General features: G+C 72.2%; 16 protein-coding genes. 7 read left to right on the forward strand and 9 right to left on the reverse strand.

Translation table 11 applies throughout. The annotated features are described in order from the left end of the window. The first annotated feature begins 30 nt into the window (after positions 1 to 30). The 4 genes from AQI94_RS08700 to AQI94_RS08715 are packed head-to-tail and all read left to right on the forward strand — an operon-like array spanning position 31 to position 5,078. Positions 31 to 1,317 (forward strand): magnesium transporter MgtE N-terminal domain-containing protein, encoded by a 1,287-nt coding sequence (locus tag AQI94_RS08700; protein ID WP_062229663.1) that lies wholly within the window; start codon positions 31 to 33, stop codon positions 1,315 to 1,317. Next, the gene (locus AQI94_RS08705) at positions 1,307 to 1,921 is read left to right on the forward strand and encodes a DUF1003 domain-containing protein (protein WP_062229664.1); all 615 of its coding nucleotides are present in this window, start codon (positions 1,307 to 1,309) and stop codon (positions 1,919 to 1,921) included. The genes AQI94_RS08700 and AQI94_RS08705 overlap by 11 nt, the downstream gene beginning before the upstream one ends. A gap of 43 nt (positions 1,922 to 1,964) precedes the next feature. Further along, positions 1,965 to 3,098 (forward strand): Mrp/NBP35 family ATP-binding protein, encoded by a 1,134-nt coding sequence (locus tag AQI94_RS08710; protein ID WP_062229665.1) that lies wholly within the window; start codon positions 1,965 to 1,967, stop codon positions 3,096 to 3,098. 48 nt (positions 3,099 to 3,146) lie between these two features. Next, on the forward strand, positions 3,147 to 5,078 hold the full coding sequence (locus AQI94_RS08715) for a glycosyltransferase family 2 protein (protein WP_062229666.1): 1,932 nt from the start codon (positions 3,147 to 3,149) through the stop codon (positions 5,076 to 5,078). Between the two features lie 45 nt (positions 5,079 to 5,123). Here the strand turns inward: AQI94_RS08715 and AQI94_RS08720 are convergent, their stop codons facing one another. From AQI94_RS08720 to sigE, 5 genes are all read right to left on the reverse strand, one after another. Further along, entirely contained in the window at positions 5,124 to 5,789 is a 666-nt protein-coding gene (locus tag AQI94_RS08720) for a hypothetical protein (RefSeq protein ID WP_031053675.1), read from the reverse strand. 282 nt (positions 5,790 to 6,071) lie between these two features. Then, the gene (locus AQI94_RS08725; RefSeq protein WP_031053676.1) at positions 6,072 to 6,500 is read right to left on the reverse strand and encodes a sec-independent translocase; all 429 of its coding nucleotides are present in this window, start codon (positions 6,498 to 6,500) and stop codon (positions 6,072 to 6,074) included. 158 nt (positions 6,501 to 6,658) lie between these two features. Continuing rightward, positions 6,659 to 8,251: a S1C family serine protease gene (locus AQI94_RS08730; protein ID WP_062229667.1), complete on the reverse strand. Its 1,593-nt coding sequence runs from the start codon at positions 8,249 to 8,251 to the stop codon at positions 6,659 to 6,661. Positions 8,252 to 8,342: 91 nt separating this feature from the next. Further along, entirely contained in the window at positions 8,343 to 9,305 is a 963-nt protein-coding gene (locus AQI94_RS08735; protein WP_062229668.1) for an anti-sigma factor family protein, read from the reverse strand. Next, entirely contained in the window at positions 9,302 to 10,000 is a 699-nt protein-coding gene (sigE, locus tag AQI94_RS08740) for an RNA polymerase sigma factor SigE (protein WP_037943029.1), read from the reverse strand. Before sigE ends, AQI94_RS08735 begins: the two co-directional genes overlap by 4 nt. 235 nt (positions 10,001 to 10,235) lie before the next feature. Here sigE and AQI94_RS08745 point away from each other — a divergent pair, with 235 nt between their 5' ends. After that, positions 10,236 to 10,934 (forward strand): O-methyltransferase, encoded by a 699-nt coding sequence (locus tag AQI94_RS08745; RefSeq protein WP_318658105.1) that lies wholly within the window; start codon positions 10,236 to 10,238, stop codon positions 10,932 to 10,934. Positions 10,935 to 11,039: 105 nt separating this feature from the next. On the opposite strand, the gene AQI94_RS42615 is transcribed toward AQI94_RS08745, so the two are convergent. Beyond that, positions 11,040 to 11,207 (reverse strand): DUF3117 domain-containing protein, encoded by a 168-nt coding sequence (locus AQI94_RS42615; protein ID WP_003966491.1) that lies wholly within the window; start codon positions 11,205 to 11,207, stop codon positions 11,040 to 11,042. A gap of 145 nt (positions 11,208 to 11,352) precedes the next feature. Beyond that, positions 11,353 to 11,517, reverse strand: a complete 165-nt coding sequence (locus AQI94_RS44555; protein ID WP_158806296.1) for a hypothetical protein — start codon at positions 11,515 to 11,517, stop codon at positions 11,353 to 11,355. A 49-nt stretch (positions 11,518 to 11,566) separates the two neighbouring features. Between AQI94_RS44555 and chcB the strand changes: the two genes are divergently transcribed. Then, positions 11,567 to 12,358: a 2-cyclohexenylcarbonyl CoA isomerase gene (chcB, locus tag AQI94_RS08750; protein ID WP_031049046.1), complete on the forward strand. Its 792-nt coding sequence runs from the start codon at positions 11,567 to 11,569 to the stop codon at positions 12,356 to 12,358. A gap of 3 nt (positions 12,359 to 12,361) precedes the next feature. On the opposite strand, the gene AQI94_RS08755 is transcribed toward chcB, so the two are convergent. Both AQI94_RS08755 and AQI94_RS08760 read right to left on the reverse strand, forming a co-directional pair. Then, positions 12,362 to 12,940: a DNA-3-methyladenine glycosylase I gene (locus tag AQI94_RS08755; RefSeq protein ID WP_031049047.1), complete on the reverse strand. Its 579-nt coding sequence runs from the start codon at positions 12,938 to 12,940 to the stop codon at positions 12,362 to 12,364. Continuing rightward, positions 12,937 to 13,296, reverse strand: a complete 360-nt coding sequence (locus AQI94_RS08760) for a DivIVA domain-containing protein (RefSeq protein WP_078902806.1) — start codon at positions 13,294 to 13,296, stop codon at positions 12,937 to 12,939. Before AQI94_RS08760 ends, AQI94_RS08755 begins: the two co-directional genes overlap by 4 nt. Positions 13,297 to 13,442: 146 nt before the next feature. Here AQI94_RS08760 and folP point away from each other — a divergent pair, with 146 nt between their 5' ends. Beyond that, entirely contained in the window at positions 13,443 to 14,303 is an 861-nt protein-coding gene (gene folP / locus AQI94_RS08765; RefSeq protein ID WP_031049050.1) for a dihydropteroate synthase, read from the forward strand.

Raw genomic sequence — 14,303 nt, forward strand, 5'->3', positions numbered from 1 at the left:
CCCAGCCTCGTATGCAAAGGAAGCACAGCCATGGCAGCGGGAGCCCCCCGGATCTTCGTCTCGCATCTCGCCGGCGTCGCCGTCTTCGATCCCAACGGCGACCAGGTGGGCCGTGTGCGCGATCTGGTCGTCGTGCTGCGCGTGGGGCGCAGGCCGCCACGGGTGCTCGGGCTGGTCGTCGAACTGTCCACCCGGCGCCGCATCTTCCTGCCCATGACCCGGGTGACGAGCATCGAGTCCGGACAGGTCATCACCACCGGCGTGCTCAACGTCCGCCGCTTCGAGCAACGGCCCACCGAACGCCTGGTCTTCGGCGAGCTCCTCGACCGGCGCGTCACGCTCGTGGAGAGCGACGAACAGGTCACCGTCCTCGACGCGTCGGTGCACCATCTGCCGGCCCGCCGGGACTGGGAGATCGACCGCGTCTTCGTCCGCAAGGGCGGCAAGGGCGGGGCGTTCCGGCGCAAGGGCGAGGCCCTGACCGTCGAGTGGTCCGCCGTCACCGGCTTCACGCTGGAGGAGCACGGACAGGGCGCGGAGAGCCTGCTGGCCACCTTCGAGCAGCTGCGCGCGGCCGACCTCGCCAACGTCCTGCACCACCTCTCCCCCAAGCGGCGCGCCGAGGTGGCCGCGGCTCTGGACGACGACCGGCTGGCCGACGTACTGGAAGAGCTCCCCGAGGACGACCAGATCGAGATCCTCGGCAAGCTGAAGGAGGAACGGGCCGCCGACGTCCTGGAGGCCATGGACCCGGACGACGCGGCCGACCTGCTCTCCGAGCTCCCCACCGAGGAGCAGGAGCGGCTGCTGAGCCTGATGCAGCCGGGCGACGCGGCCGACATGCGGCGCCTGATGGCGTACGAGGAGCACACGGCCGGCGGCCTCATGACCACGGAGCCGATCGTCCTGCGGCCGGACGCGACCGTCGCCGACGCGCTCGCCCGCGTCCGCAACCCCGACCTCTCCCCCGCCCTCGCCGCCCAGGTCTACGTGTGCCGCGCCCCCGACGAGACCCCGACCGGCAAGTACCTCGGCACGGTCCACTTCCAGCGGCTGCTGCGCGACCCGCCGTACACCCTCGTCAGCTCCATGGTCGACGACGACCTGCAGGCCCTCGACCCGGACGCGACCCTGCCGGTCATCGCCGGGTTCTTCGCCACGTACGACATGGTCGCGGCGCCCGTGGTCGACGACTCGGGCTCGCTGCTCGGCGCGGTGACCGTGGACGACGTGCTCGACCACATGCTGCCGGAGGACTGGCGGGAGACGGAGTTCGACGCGGAGGGAGCGGAGGGGGTGGCCGGCCATGACGCCTGAGCGCGAGACCTCGAACCGCGAGCGGGTGCCGTCCGGCGCCCGCGAGCGCACCCCGGCCGGCGCCACGGCGACCGGTCGTCCCCGCACCCGCCTGGACCAGCCGCGCTCACCGCGGCGCAGGCTGCTCCCCGAGTGGGACCCGGAGGCCTTCGGACGGCTCTCCGAGCGGATCGCGCGCTTCCTGGGCACCGGGCGGTTCATCGTCTGGATGACGGTCGTCATCATCGCCTGGGTGCTGTGGAACATCTTCGCGCCCGTCGACCTGCGCTTCGACAACTATCCGTTCATCTTCCTCACCCTGATGCTGTCCCTCCAGGCCTCCTACGCCGCCCCGCTGATCCTGCTCGCGCAGAACCGGCAGGACGACCGGGACCGGGTCAACCTCGAACAGGACCGCAAGCAGAACGAGCGGTCGATCGCGGACACCGAGTACCTGACCCGCGAGATCGCCGCGCTCAGGATCGGCCTCGGGGAGGTGGCGACCCGCGACTGGATCCGCTCCGAGCTCCAGGACCTGATGAAGGAGCTGGAGTCACGGCAGCACGACGGGCATGTCGTATTCCCGGCAGAACGGCCGCACGGGCGTGACGTAGACGACCACTGACGGGGGTGCGGGGGGTGCCCGTGGCCGCCGTACCATCGTCTGTATGGCTAGCGAAGACGCGGTGCGCGAGGCACTGGCGACGGTGAACGACCCCGAGATCAACCGCCCCATCACGGAGCTCGGGATGGTCAAGTCGGTCGACATCGGCGCGGACGGGGCGGTCGCGGTCACCGTGTACCTGACGGTCTCCGGCTGCCCGATGCGCGAGACGATCACGCAGCGGGTGACGGACGCGGTCTCCGCGGTCGAGGGCGTCACCCGCGTCGACGTCACGCTGGACGTGATGAGCGACGAGCAGCGCAAGGAGCTGGCGACGGCCCTGCGGGGCGGTCAGACCGAGCGCGAGGTCCCCTTCGCGAAGCCGGGGTCCCTGACCCGCGTGTACGCGGTCGCCTCCGGCAAGGGTGGCGTCGGCAAGTCCTCGGTCACCGTGAACCTGGCGGCGGCGATGGCGGCCGACGGGCTCAAGGTGGGCGTCGTCGACGCCGACATCTACGGCCACTCGGTGCCGCGCATGCTGGGCGCCGACGGCCGCCCGACCCAGGTCGAGAACATGATCATGCCGCCCTCGGCGCACGGCGTGAAGGTCATCTCGATCGGCATGTTCACCCCGGGCAACGCCCCGGTGGTCTGGCGCGGTCCCATGCTCCACCGCGCCCTCCAGCAGTTCCTGGCGGACGTGTACTGGGGCGACCTGGACGTGCTGCTCCTGGACCTGCCCCCCGGCACGGGCGACATCGCGATCTCGGTGGCCCAGCTGGTCCCGAACGCGGAGATCCTCGTGGTCACCACGCCTCAGCAGGCGGCGGCTGAGGTCGCCGAGCGCGCCGGTTCCATCGCCGTCCAGACCCACCAGAAGATCGTCGGCGTGGTCGAGAACATGTCCGGCCTGCCCTGCCCGCACTGCGGCGAGATGGTCGACGTCTTCGGCACGGGCGGCGGCCAGACGGTCGCGGACGGCCTCACCCGCACGACGGGTGCGACGGTCCCGGTCCTCGGCTCCATCCCGATCGACGTACGTCTGCGCGAGGGCGGCGACGAGGGCAAGCCGGTCGTCCTGAGCGACCCGGACTCCCCGGCGGGGGCCGCGCTGCGGGGGATCGCGGGGAAGCTGGGAGGACGGCAGCGGGGGCTTTCGGGGCTGTCTCTGGGGATCACTCCCCGGAACAAGTTCTGAGGCACAGGCGAGGAAGCGGGGTTCCACGGGCCAGGTAGGGTCCGTGGAATGCCGAGAGTCAAAGTCAGCGTCATCGTCCCCGTCTACAACACCGGGAAGTACGTCGACGAGTGCGCGCCGTCGCTGCTCGGGCAGAGCCTGCCCGCCGACGCGTACGAGGTCATCTACGTCGACGACGGCTCGACGGACGACACGCTGACCCGGCTGGAGAAGATCGCCGCCGCGCATCCGAACGTCCAGGTGCACACCCGGCCGAACTCCGGTTGGCCGGGCGCACCGCGCAACCTCGGTATGGCGCACGCCAAGGGCGAGTACATCCAGTTCGTCGACCATGACGACACGCTCGGGCCCGAGGCCCTGGAGCGGCTGTACGAGCACGCGAAGCGGAACGACGCCGATGTGGTCCTCGGCAAGATGTCCAGCACGATGGTGCGGCCCCGGCGGCTGTTCCGGCACACCGTGGACGCCTGCACGATCGAGAACGACGAGCTCATGCAGAGCATGTCCCCGCACAAGATGTTCCGGCGCGCCTTCGTCGAGAAGCACGGTCTCCGGTTCCCCGAGGGCCCCTGGATCCTGGAGGACCTGGCCTTCGTCAGCGCCGCCTATCTGAAGGCCGAGCGGATCTCGGTGCTCGCCGACTACCCCTGCTACTACTGGATGAAGCGGGACGACGGCGGCAACAACACCCAGCACCGCTTCAACCCGCGCCACGGCTTCTGGGACAACTGCCGCACCATCGTGCGCCGGATCAAGGACGGCACGGACGCGTCCGGGGACGTCGACGCGCTGCAGAACCGCCTCCTGCACCGCCTCTACCACGTGGAGATCCTCTCCCGCACCCGCGAACCCGAGATCCTCCGCGAGGACCCCGCCGAGCAGCGCGAGCGCTTCGAGGCGGCCCGACAGCTTGCCGTCGAGGAGTTCCCGGCCGCCGTGCGCGAGGGCCTGCCCGCCGTCTCCCGCCTGCGCGCCGAGCTCCTCGAACGCGGGGACTTCGACGGGGCGGTGGCCCTCGCCGAGCGGGTGCGGGAGGTCAAGGCGCGCAGCACCGTCGGCGGACCGCGGTGGGAGGGCGGCCGGCTGGTCGCCGACGTCACGCTGGAGCTGCTGCGCGGGGACGGCCGGCCGCTGGTGCTCGTCGAGCGGGACGGGAAGCGGTGGCTGGACCCGGAGCTGCTTGCCGGGGTGCCGGGGACCGAGGACGGCTGGGAGGTGCGCGATCCCTTCCGGCTGGCGTACGCCGAACTGGTCGTCAAGGACCGCGACCGCGAGGACTGGTGGTACCCGGAGGGTGACCTGGAGGTGCGGCTCGAACCGTGCGGCGAGGGGCGCTCACGGCTCGTCGCGTCCGGGCGGCTGCTCCTCGACCCGGAGCGGCTCGCGGGCGGGCGGCCGCTGGAGCGCGGGGTGCACGACGTGTGGGCGTTCGTCCAGCTGCTGGGCGTCGACCGGATGGTCCGGCTCACCGGCGACGGCACCCCGGGTGCCCCGGCCGCGGGCCCCGCGCTGACCGGCGGCCGGCTCGCGCTGCCGTACTGGACCGGCAGCGGTCAGCTCGCCCTCGACGTGGACCAGCGCCAGCGCAGACTCGGTCCCGACACGGCCGCTGACGCCGCGGCGAACTCCGGGCGCGGCGAGCGGTCGCTGCCGCTGCCCTATGTGGCGTCCACGGCCTCCAGCGGCCCGGCTCGCCTCAAGGTCACCGTGTCCGCCCTGACGGTGGACGCCGAGCTGGTCCCCGGCGAGGGCACGACGACGGCCGTGCTGCGGCTGCCGGCGCGTCTCGGACTCCCGGCCGGACGCCACCCGGTCCGCCTGCCGAAGACCGACGCCCCCGTCGCCCACGCCGTCGTCCGCGACGGCACCCTGCTGCGGCTGGAGGGCCCGGCCCACGAGGCCGGCACCGGCCGCCGGCTGCTCGACGCGGTCGCCGACAACCGCCAGGTCCGGCGGGTACGGCGACGACTGGGCCGCTAGGACGGTCGTGGGGCACCGCGCGGACCCTCGGTGCCCCGTCGCGCGTTAGGCGTACTCCGCGATGTCCTTGATCATCGCGAAGCCGAGTCCGTACGCGCTCATGCCTCTCCCGTACGCCCCCACGTGCACCCCCTCCTGCGTGGAGCCCGCGAGCACCCAGCCGAACTCCGACTCCCGGTAGTGGAACGGCGTGGGCACGCCGTCCACCGGGAGGGACAGGGTGGACCAGTCGGGTCCTTCCAGGTCGTCCGCCAGGACCCAGGCCGTCTCGGTCTGCTGGTCCAGCCAGTCGTCGCGCAGGGAGTGGTCCATCTGCCCGGGCCAGGTGAACGACAGCAGTCCCACCCCGGCCAGCCAGGCGGCGGAGGAGACCGACGTGGCCTCCAGCAGCCCCGTGCCGTCCGCGCTCCTGCGGGACGGGTTCGCGGCGACGGTCACCACGACCGCGAACTTCTCCTTCGGCTCCCCCGTGGAGCCCGCCTCGTTCTTCACCGAGGGCTCGTCCCCGTGGCCGATCGACCCGTGCTCGACGGCCCCGTCGGCCGACGTGCCGACCTGCATCAGCCAGCGCGGCCCCGTGAATGCCTCGTCGAGGCCGTACCAGGGGAAGGGCGCCTGAAGGTAGCCGTCGACCGTGCGCCGGGCGGAGGGAACCTGCTGGCCACCCTCCGCGGCCGGCGCCTGCGCGACTGCCCCACTCGTCGTCTCCATGTGCCGGACGCCTCCTACTAGCTCTCGTCGGACCGGACCGGCCCGCCCCCCTTCGGGCGGCGTCGCTGGTACGCGTACGGCCCGCACAACAACTCGGCAGCATAGCCACACCGCTCCGAGCTGCGGGGAAACCGCCCGGCGTGCGGGGCGCACGGGGGGTGGCTTCAGGCCGTACGGGGGCCGTACGGGGCGAGAGCGGAGTATGAAACGCGTCACGTGCAACGGGAAAAGGCGCCCCCGAGCTCAACTGCCCGGCAGGCGCCTTTCGGTGGGGCGTACGGCTCAGGTGGCGTCCGCGTCGAAGGGCGGGCGGTCGTCCTTGCCCAGCTCCTCGGGCTTCTTGGTCATGTCGATCCGGCCACCGGAGGAGGACGAGGACGACGAGGTGTCCGAGCTGTGCACCGCGTCCGTGACCTCGGCCATCTCCTTCTTCAGGTCGAAGCCGTTGCGGATCTCCTTGAGCCCCAGCTCGTCGTTGTCCAGCTGCTTGCGGATGAACGTCTTGGGGTTGAGGTCCTCGAACTCGAAGTCCTTGAACTCCGGGCCCAGCTCCGAGCGGATGTCCTGCTTGGCGCTCTCCGAGAACTCCCGGATCTTGCGCACGGTCCGCATGACGTCCTGGATGACCTTCGGGAGCTTGTCCGGACCGAAGACGAGCACGGCGAGGACAACGAGCGTGATCAGCTCGAGCGGTCCTATGTCATTGAACACCTGAAGCTCCTTGGGGTCCGGGCCAGGACCACGGTACCTGCCTCTCCCCCGCGACCGGTACCGCCCTGAGGGCTCCGCGCGCGGATAGGTGAACGGTTTTCCCGGTTGTTTGCCTTGGGAAGCGAGGTTCGCAAACGCACCTGTGAGAGGGGTGTCCGTCAGTCACCGGACGCGGATCCGAGGGTCAGCGAGACCGTGAGCTCCTTGCCCGCGCGCTCCAGGGTGAGCCGGAGCCGGTCGCCGGGGCGGTGGGCGCGGGTCCTGACGATCAGCTCGTCGCCGGAGTGGACCCGGCGGCCGTCGACCTCGGTGACGACATCACCGGCCCGCAGCCCGGCCCGGTACCCCGGACCGCCCACGGTCACGGCGGGTCCGCCGCCGCTGCCCTTCGTGCCCACGCGGGCGCCGTCGCCGGTGTAGGCCATGTCGAGGGTGACGCCGATGACGGGGTGGGTCGCCCTGCCGGTGTTGATCAGTTCTTCCGCGACCCGCTTGGCCTGGTTGACGGGAATGGCGAAGCCGAGACCTATCGAACCGGCCTGTCCGCTTCCGGACCCGACGCCGTCGTCGGCGGAGCGGATGGCGGAGTTGATGCCGATGACCCGGGCCCGGGAGTCGAGGAGGGGGCCGCCGGAGTTGCCGGGGTTGATGGGGGCGTCGGTCTGCAGGGCGTCGACGTACGACACGTCGCTGCCGTCCCCGCTCTGGCCTCCGGCGGTGATGGGCCGTTCCTTCGCGCTGATGATCCCGGAGGTGACGGTGCCCTCCAGGTCGAAGGGGGCGCCGATGGCGACGACGGGGTCGCCGACCTGCACGCTGTCGGAGTTGCCGAGGGGCATCGGCCGCAGCCCGCCCACACCCTTCACCTCGACGACGGCGAGGTCGTAGCCGCTGTCCCGCCCCACGACGGTGGCCTCGGCGGTGTCCCCGCTGTGAAAGGTCACCGATATCCCGCCGTCGGCGCCGGCCGGCTCCACGACGTGGTTGTTGGTGAGGATGTGGCCGCGCTCGTCCAGCACGAAGCCGGTGCCGGTCCCGGACTCCTCGGCCCCCCTGACATGCAGGGTCACGACGCTGGGCAGGGCGCGCGCGGCGATCCCGGCGACGGTGCCGGGATCGCGCCCGGCGGGCTCCTCCTCGGCCTGCGGCAACTCCACGACGTCGCCTCCCACGCCGTTGCGCTCCAGATACGCCCCTACGACCCCGCCGGTCCCGCCCGCCACGAGCGCGAGCAGGAGAGCGCCGACGAGCAGCGTCCGCCGGGTCCGGCGACGCCGGGTGTCCTCGGTGTCCACCGCGGCACCCGTGTGCTGGAGGGGGGCGGGGACGGGCGCCCAGGGGTCGTAGTTCCGCCAGGGGTCGGGGACGGCCGACGCCGGCGACGGCACGGAGGTGGGTGGTGCCGGGTGCTGGACCGGTGGGGCGGGGGCCCAGGGGCCCGGTACGCCGTAGGGCGGGGTGCTGGAGGAGTCGTGGTCGGCCAGCGGCTCGGGGCGGTCCGGCGGGACCTGCCCGTCACGGAGCGGGACTTCGGGGTGGGGCACCTCAGGAGCCCTCGGCGCGAAGTCGGCCCCGGCCGCCGGTCCGTCCGGCTCCGCACCGGAGGTCGGATCCCGTGGTGGGCCGAGCAGGTAGTCGCCGTCGGACCCCGTCGGGCCGGTGCTCGGCGCAGCCCCCTCCTTCGGCCCGGGAACCCCCCGCGGCCTGGGGCGGTTCCACCACTTCGGCCTTGTGGGCCTGCCTTCGTCCATGCTCCCCCCACAGCTGACCGGCCGCGGCGCGTGGCACGTCGACCTGTCTGTGGATTCAACCAGGTTCGGGCGCCGCGGAGCAGGGCGCCGGTCAGCGGGCGGTGCTGGGGGGCGTGGGCGCTGCCGTGGTGGGGGGGACGGGTGCGGCGAGGAAGCCGGCGGTGGTGAGGTCCGGGGTCGCGGACAGGGAGGTCAGGGTGAGCGGCGGGGTGGCGCTGAGCGGACGTATGAGAGGGGACATGGCGGCGGCTCCGGCGACCACGGGCGCCGTGAGGGTGTGCAGGGCCGCCTCCTGCACCTGGGCGGGGATGCCCGGGAGCAGCGGGGCGGACGCGGTGGTCGGGGCGACCGGTGTGTCACCCGTGGTCCGCTGTCCCTGGTCCTGCGCGAGCAGCGGGCCCACGCCACGGCGGCGCTGGTTCTCCGGCAGCGCGGCACCCGTGCCTGGCGTGCGCGCCGGTGTCACATTGCTGCCGGCCCCGCGGGCGTCGGTGTCGCCCGGCACCCCGGCGGTGACGCCGCCCAGCGCGATCGCGGCCAGCGACACGGCCCCGGCGGCGACGACCGCGAACCGCATGCCGCGCGAGGCCGAGCGGTCGGTCTCGTGGCGGCTGACGTCATGGATGCGGAAGCCCCGGCCCGCGGCGGGCGGGAGCACCGCCTCGTGCGGGCGGACGGGGACGTAGTCGAACGCGAAGCGCTCGCCACGTCTTACGCCGAAGGCTCCGGTGGTACCGGGTCGTCCCGACAGTCCACCGAATCCTCCCCCGTCGAACGGCGAGCCGTCGCCGTCCTCGGGATCACCTCCGGGCAGCCCTTGGAGGCGGGCCAGGAAGCTCTCGGAGGGCGGGGGCGGGGCGGCCTCCGCGAAGACGTTCTTCAGGCGGCGCTGGGCGTCCGCCTCCGCCTTGCACTTCGAACAGGTGGCGAGATGCGCGAGGACGCGCTCCCGCGTGGCGTGACCGAGCTCGCCGTCCACCAGGGCGGCGAGTCGGTCTCCCAGATGCTGTTCCGCGAGGCTCCCCTCGCCGGGTTTGGGCAGTGATCCACTCACGCGGACGCGCCCCCTCCCCCCAGCGCGGGGACCCGGGCCATGAAGGAGCGGCGCTCGGCACGGGCCTCGGGTGAGCGGTGGGCAAGGGCTTTGCGCAGCTGGGAACGGCCGCGGTGGATCCGCGAACGGACGGTGCCGAGCTTGACGCCCAGGGTCGCGGCGATCTCCTCGTACGACAGTCCCTCGATGTCGCACAGGACGACCGCGGCACGGAACTCCGGCGCGAGGGTGTCGAGGGCCTGCTGGACGTCCGCGTCGAAGTGGGCGTCGTTGAAGACCTGCTGGGGTGACGGCTCGCGGCTGGGCAGTCGCTCGGCCGCGTCCTCGCCGAGGGCGTCGAAACGGATGCGCTGCTTGCGGCGGACCATGTCCAGGAAGAGGTTGGTGGTGATGCGGTGCAGCCAGCCCTCGAACGTGCCCGGTGTGTACGTGGACAGCGAGCGGAAGACGCGGACGAAGACCTCCTGCGTGAGGTCCTCGGCGTCGTGCTGGTTACCGGTGAGGCGGTACGCGAGGCGGTAGACGCGGCCGCTGTGCGTGCTGACGATCTCCTCCCAGGTGGGCGGAGTCCACGCCTGCCCGTCCGCGTCGGTGGCGAAGGTCGCGGTCTGGGCGTAGTCGCCGGCGTGGCTGTGGTCAGCGGTGTCGTTCACGGATCTCGGCCTGCCCGCCGATCCGAGGAAGCGCCGCAGCACTCCCCCACGATCCCCAGGCGCGGCCGCACCTCCCCTGTCGGCTCTGGTTGTCTCCAGTGGAGCCCCTACCATAGCCACCTCGCCCGTTAGCTCCGGATAAGCGGTTTTACGAGAATTTGATCTGGGCTGATACCACTCGGTCCCCTGCGTCAGCAGTTGCTCGAGGGCACGCTCGGTTTCGTGATCCAACTGTGTCCCCCCGGGTGCGTCTCCACCCCTCTAAACGCCCGGTCCCATCTGCGGGTTCCCGACGGCAACGGATACAGTCACGCCCAGGCAACCACGGGGCAAGGAGAGGGTCATTACCGGCAACCGGCAGACGAACTGGGCGTTCGCCGACGCCTACGTCGCCGAGGACGAAGTCCTGAGCTGGGCCCGGGACCGGGCCCGTGACGCGGGGCTGCGCTCGGTGTCGCCCGGCGCGGGCGCGGCGCTGCGGTTGCTGGCCGCCTCCGTGGACGCCAAGGCGGTCGCCGAGATCGGCACCGGCACCGGCGTGTCCGGCATCCATCTGCTGTACGGCATGCGCCCGGACGGCGTGCTGACCACCGTCGACCCCGAGCCGGAGCACCAGCAGTTCGCCCGCCAGGCGTTCCGTGCCTGCGGCTTCGCCAGCAACCGGGCCCGCTTCATCCCGGGCCGCGCCCTGGACGTCCTGCCCCGCCTCGCCGACGCCGGCTACGACCTCGTCTTCTGCGACGGTGACCGGCAGGAGGTCATGGACTATCTCGCTGAATCGTTGCGCCTGCTGCGCCCCGGTGGCCTGGTGGTCTTCGAGGGCGTCTTCGCCAACGGCCGCACGGTGGACTCGGGGCCGCAGCCGACCGAGGTACTGCGTCTCAGGGAGCTGCTGCGGGCCGTCCGCGAGAGCCAGGATCTGGTGCCCTCGCTGCTGCCGGTGGGCGACGGGATGCTCTGCGCGGTCAAGCGCTGAGCCGGTGAACGGCCGTACGGCCATTCGGGGGATCGCCCGGGCAGACCACTGCCCCGGCGTCTCGAAAGATGCCGGGGCAGCCGAAAGGGTATGGTCGCTTCCGCGTCAGCCGACGACCTTCTTGAGGGCGTCGCCGAGCGCGTCGGCCTCGTCAGGCGTCAGCTCGACGACGAGCCGACCGCCGCCTTCGAGCGGAACGCGCATGACGATGCCCCGCCCCTCCTTTGTCACCTCGAGCGGGCCATCGCCCGTCCGCGGCTTCATGGCCGCCATGCTCGTTCCCCTTCCTGAAACCAGCTCATCGTCAAAGCCGACAGCCCTGGGAGGGCACGCGCATCCAAGAAGGGACACACGCCACCGGCATCGAACACATTGCTTCCCAGCCATTATCCCGCATCGCAGGACCCGATGACCAACATCAGTCGGCATCGCTTGGGCAACGCGCGCGAGCAAAACCACTCAATTCGGCGATGTGGCTGCGATACTCCGCCGCCGCGCGGATGCCGGCCGGCCACGAGCGCTCCGGAATTCTTTGACGCAGGTCACACGTCCGCTGCGGTTCCCTGACGACGATCTCCGCCATGCTGTCCTTCGGACATCGGATGCAGCGGACACACCGGAGGGGATACGCCATGGCCGACACCGTGCTCTACGAGGTGCACGACGGGCTCGCGACGATCACGCTGAACCGGCCGGAGGCGATGAACGCGCTGAACATCGCCACCAAGGTCGCGCTGCGGGAGGCCGTGGAGTCGGCGGCCTCGGACGACGCCGTACGGGCCGTGCTGCTGACCGCCGCCGGGGAGCGGGCGTTCTGCGTGGGGCAGGACCTCAAGGAGCACATCGGGCTGCTCGCCGAGGGCTCCACGGAGGTCATGAGCACGGTCAGGGAGCACTACAACCCGGTCGTGCGGGCCCTGACGGAGATGCCGAAGCCGGTGGTGGCCGGGGTGAACGGGGTCGCGGCGGGTGCCGGTTTCGGGCTCGCGCTCGCGGCGGACTACCGGGTGGCGGCGGACACGTCCGCGTTCAACACCTCCTTCGCGGGGGTGGCGCTGACCGCGGACTCCGGGATCTCGTGGACGCTGCCGCGGGTGGTGGGACCGGGCCGCGCCGCCGACCTGCTGCTCTTCCCGCGGACCATGTCGGCCCGGGACGCCCATGATCTGGGGATCGTGAACCGCCTGGTGCCGTCCACCGAGCTGCCCGCGGAGGCCGAGAAGGTGGCGCGGGCCCTGGCCGAGGGGCCGACGGTGGCGTACGGCGCGATCAAGGAGTCCCTCGCCTACGCCCTGTCGCACAGCCTGGCGCAGACGCTGGAGAAGGAGGACGAGCTGCAGACGCGGGCCGGCGCCTCCGAGGACCACGCGATCGCCGTGCGGGCCTTCGTGAACAAGGAGACGCCCAAGTACCTGGGCCGGTAGGGCTCAGCGGCCCCTCGCGACGCAGGTCTCCAGGTGGTCGTCCACCAGTCCGCACGCCTGCATCAGCGCGTACGCCGTGGTCGGGCCCACGAACCGCAGGCCGCGCTTCTTCAGGGCCTTGGACAGGGCGGTCGACTCCGGGGTGACCGCGGGTACGTCCGCCAGGGTCCTGGGGACCGCGTGCGAGGCCGGGGCGTGGGACCAGATCAGCTCGTCCAGCTCGCCCGGGGACCATGCGGCCAGCACGCGCGCGTTGGCCATCGTCGCGTCGATCTTGGCGCGGTTGCGGATGATTCCCGGGTCGAGGAGCAGGCGGTCGCGGTCGGCCTCGCCGAATGTGGCCACCTTGGCGATCTCGAAGCCCGCGAAGGCGGCGCGGAAGCCCTCGCGGCGGCGGAGGATGGTGATCCAGGACAGGCCGGACTGGAAGGCCTCCAGGCTCAGCCGTTCGTAGAGGGCGTCGTCGCCGTGGACCGGGCGGCCCCACTCCTCGTCGTGGTACGCCACGTAGTCCGGGGTCGACAGGGCCCAGGGGCAGCGCGGGGCGCCGTCCGGGCCGGTCAGGGCGGTGCCGTCGCTCACTGGTGCTCCCCGTGGCCGTGCTCCGGCTTGTGCAGGGCGACGTGGGCCGCGGCCTGGGCGCCGGCCAGCGCGGACTCCAGGTCGGCGATCCGGGCGTCCCGCTCGGCGAGCTCGGCACCGAGACGGCTGAGCGCGTCGTCGACGTCCGCCATGCGGTAGCCGCGGGCGGTCAGCGGGAAGCGCAGGCCCTCGATGTCGGCCCGGTTCACCGGTCGGTGCAGCGGCAACGGGTCCTGGAGCCGCTCGGGAGCCACGTCCGGCAGCGGGCCGTCGCTCTCCCCGCCGCCCACCACGGCGAGCGTCACCGCGGCGACCACGACCGCGAGCGCGATGACCAGGAACAAGAACATAACCATCGCTGAGGTCCCCAGGGTCCCTGCCGGCGGCCGGCCACCGGCGTCGAATGTGTCAGGGTCCGATCGTGCCATGCGAGTCTGACAGTTAGGGTCGCAGGCGGCCGCAGAGGTCGAACACACAGACGTGGGAAGTGAGGTCACAGGGGATGCTCAGGCTGGGCAGGCGTGAATTCGACGCGCACGAGCCGGTGATCATGGCGATCGTGAACCGGACCCCCGACTCCTTCTACGACCAGGGAGCCACCTTCCTCGACGAGCCCGCCCTCGCGCGCGTGGAGCAGGCCGTGGCCGAGGGGGCCGCCATCATCGACGTCGGCGGGGTCAAGGCCGGGCCGGGCGAAGAGGTGTCCGCGGCCGAGGAGGCCCGGCGGACCGTCGGGTTCGTGGCGGAGGTGCGGCGGCGGTTCCCCGACGTGGTCATCAGCGTCGACACCTGGCGGGCGTCCGTCGGCGAGGCGGTGTGCGAGGCGGGGGCGGACCTGCTGAACGACGCCTGGGGCGGGGTCGACCCGGGGCTGGCCGAGGTCGCCGCGCGCTTCGGGGTCGGGCTCGTGTGCACGCACGCCGGGGGCGCCGAGCCGCGTACCCGGCCGCACCGGGTGGCGTACGAGGACGTCATGGCCGACATCCTGCGGGTGACCGTGGGTCTGGCCGAGCGGGCGGTCGCGCTGGGGGTGCCCCGGGAGTCCGTGATGATCGATCCAGGGCACGACTTCGGGAAGAACACGCGGCACAGTCTTGAGGCGACCCGGCGACTGGGCGAGATGGTCGGGACGGGGTGGCCGGTGCTGGTCTCCCTGTCCAACAAGGACTTCGTGGGCGAGACCCTGGACAAGCCGGTGAAGGAGCGGGTGGTGGGGACGCTGGCGACGACCGCGGTCTCCGCCTGGCTGGGGGCGCAGGTGTACCGGGTGCACGAGGTGGCGGAGACCCGGCAGGTGCTGGACATGGTGGCGTCGATCGCGGGGCACCGGCCGCCGGCGGTCGCGCGGCGGGGGCTGGCGTAG

It is taken from the genome of Streptomyces pseudovenezuelae (assembly GCF_001513955.1).
Taxonomy (GTDB): Bacteria; Actinomycetota; Actinomycetes; order Streptomycetales; family Streptomycetaceae; genus Streptomyces; species Streptomyces pseudovenezuelae.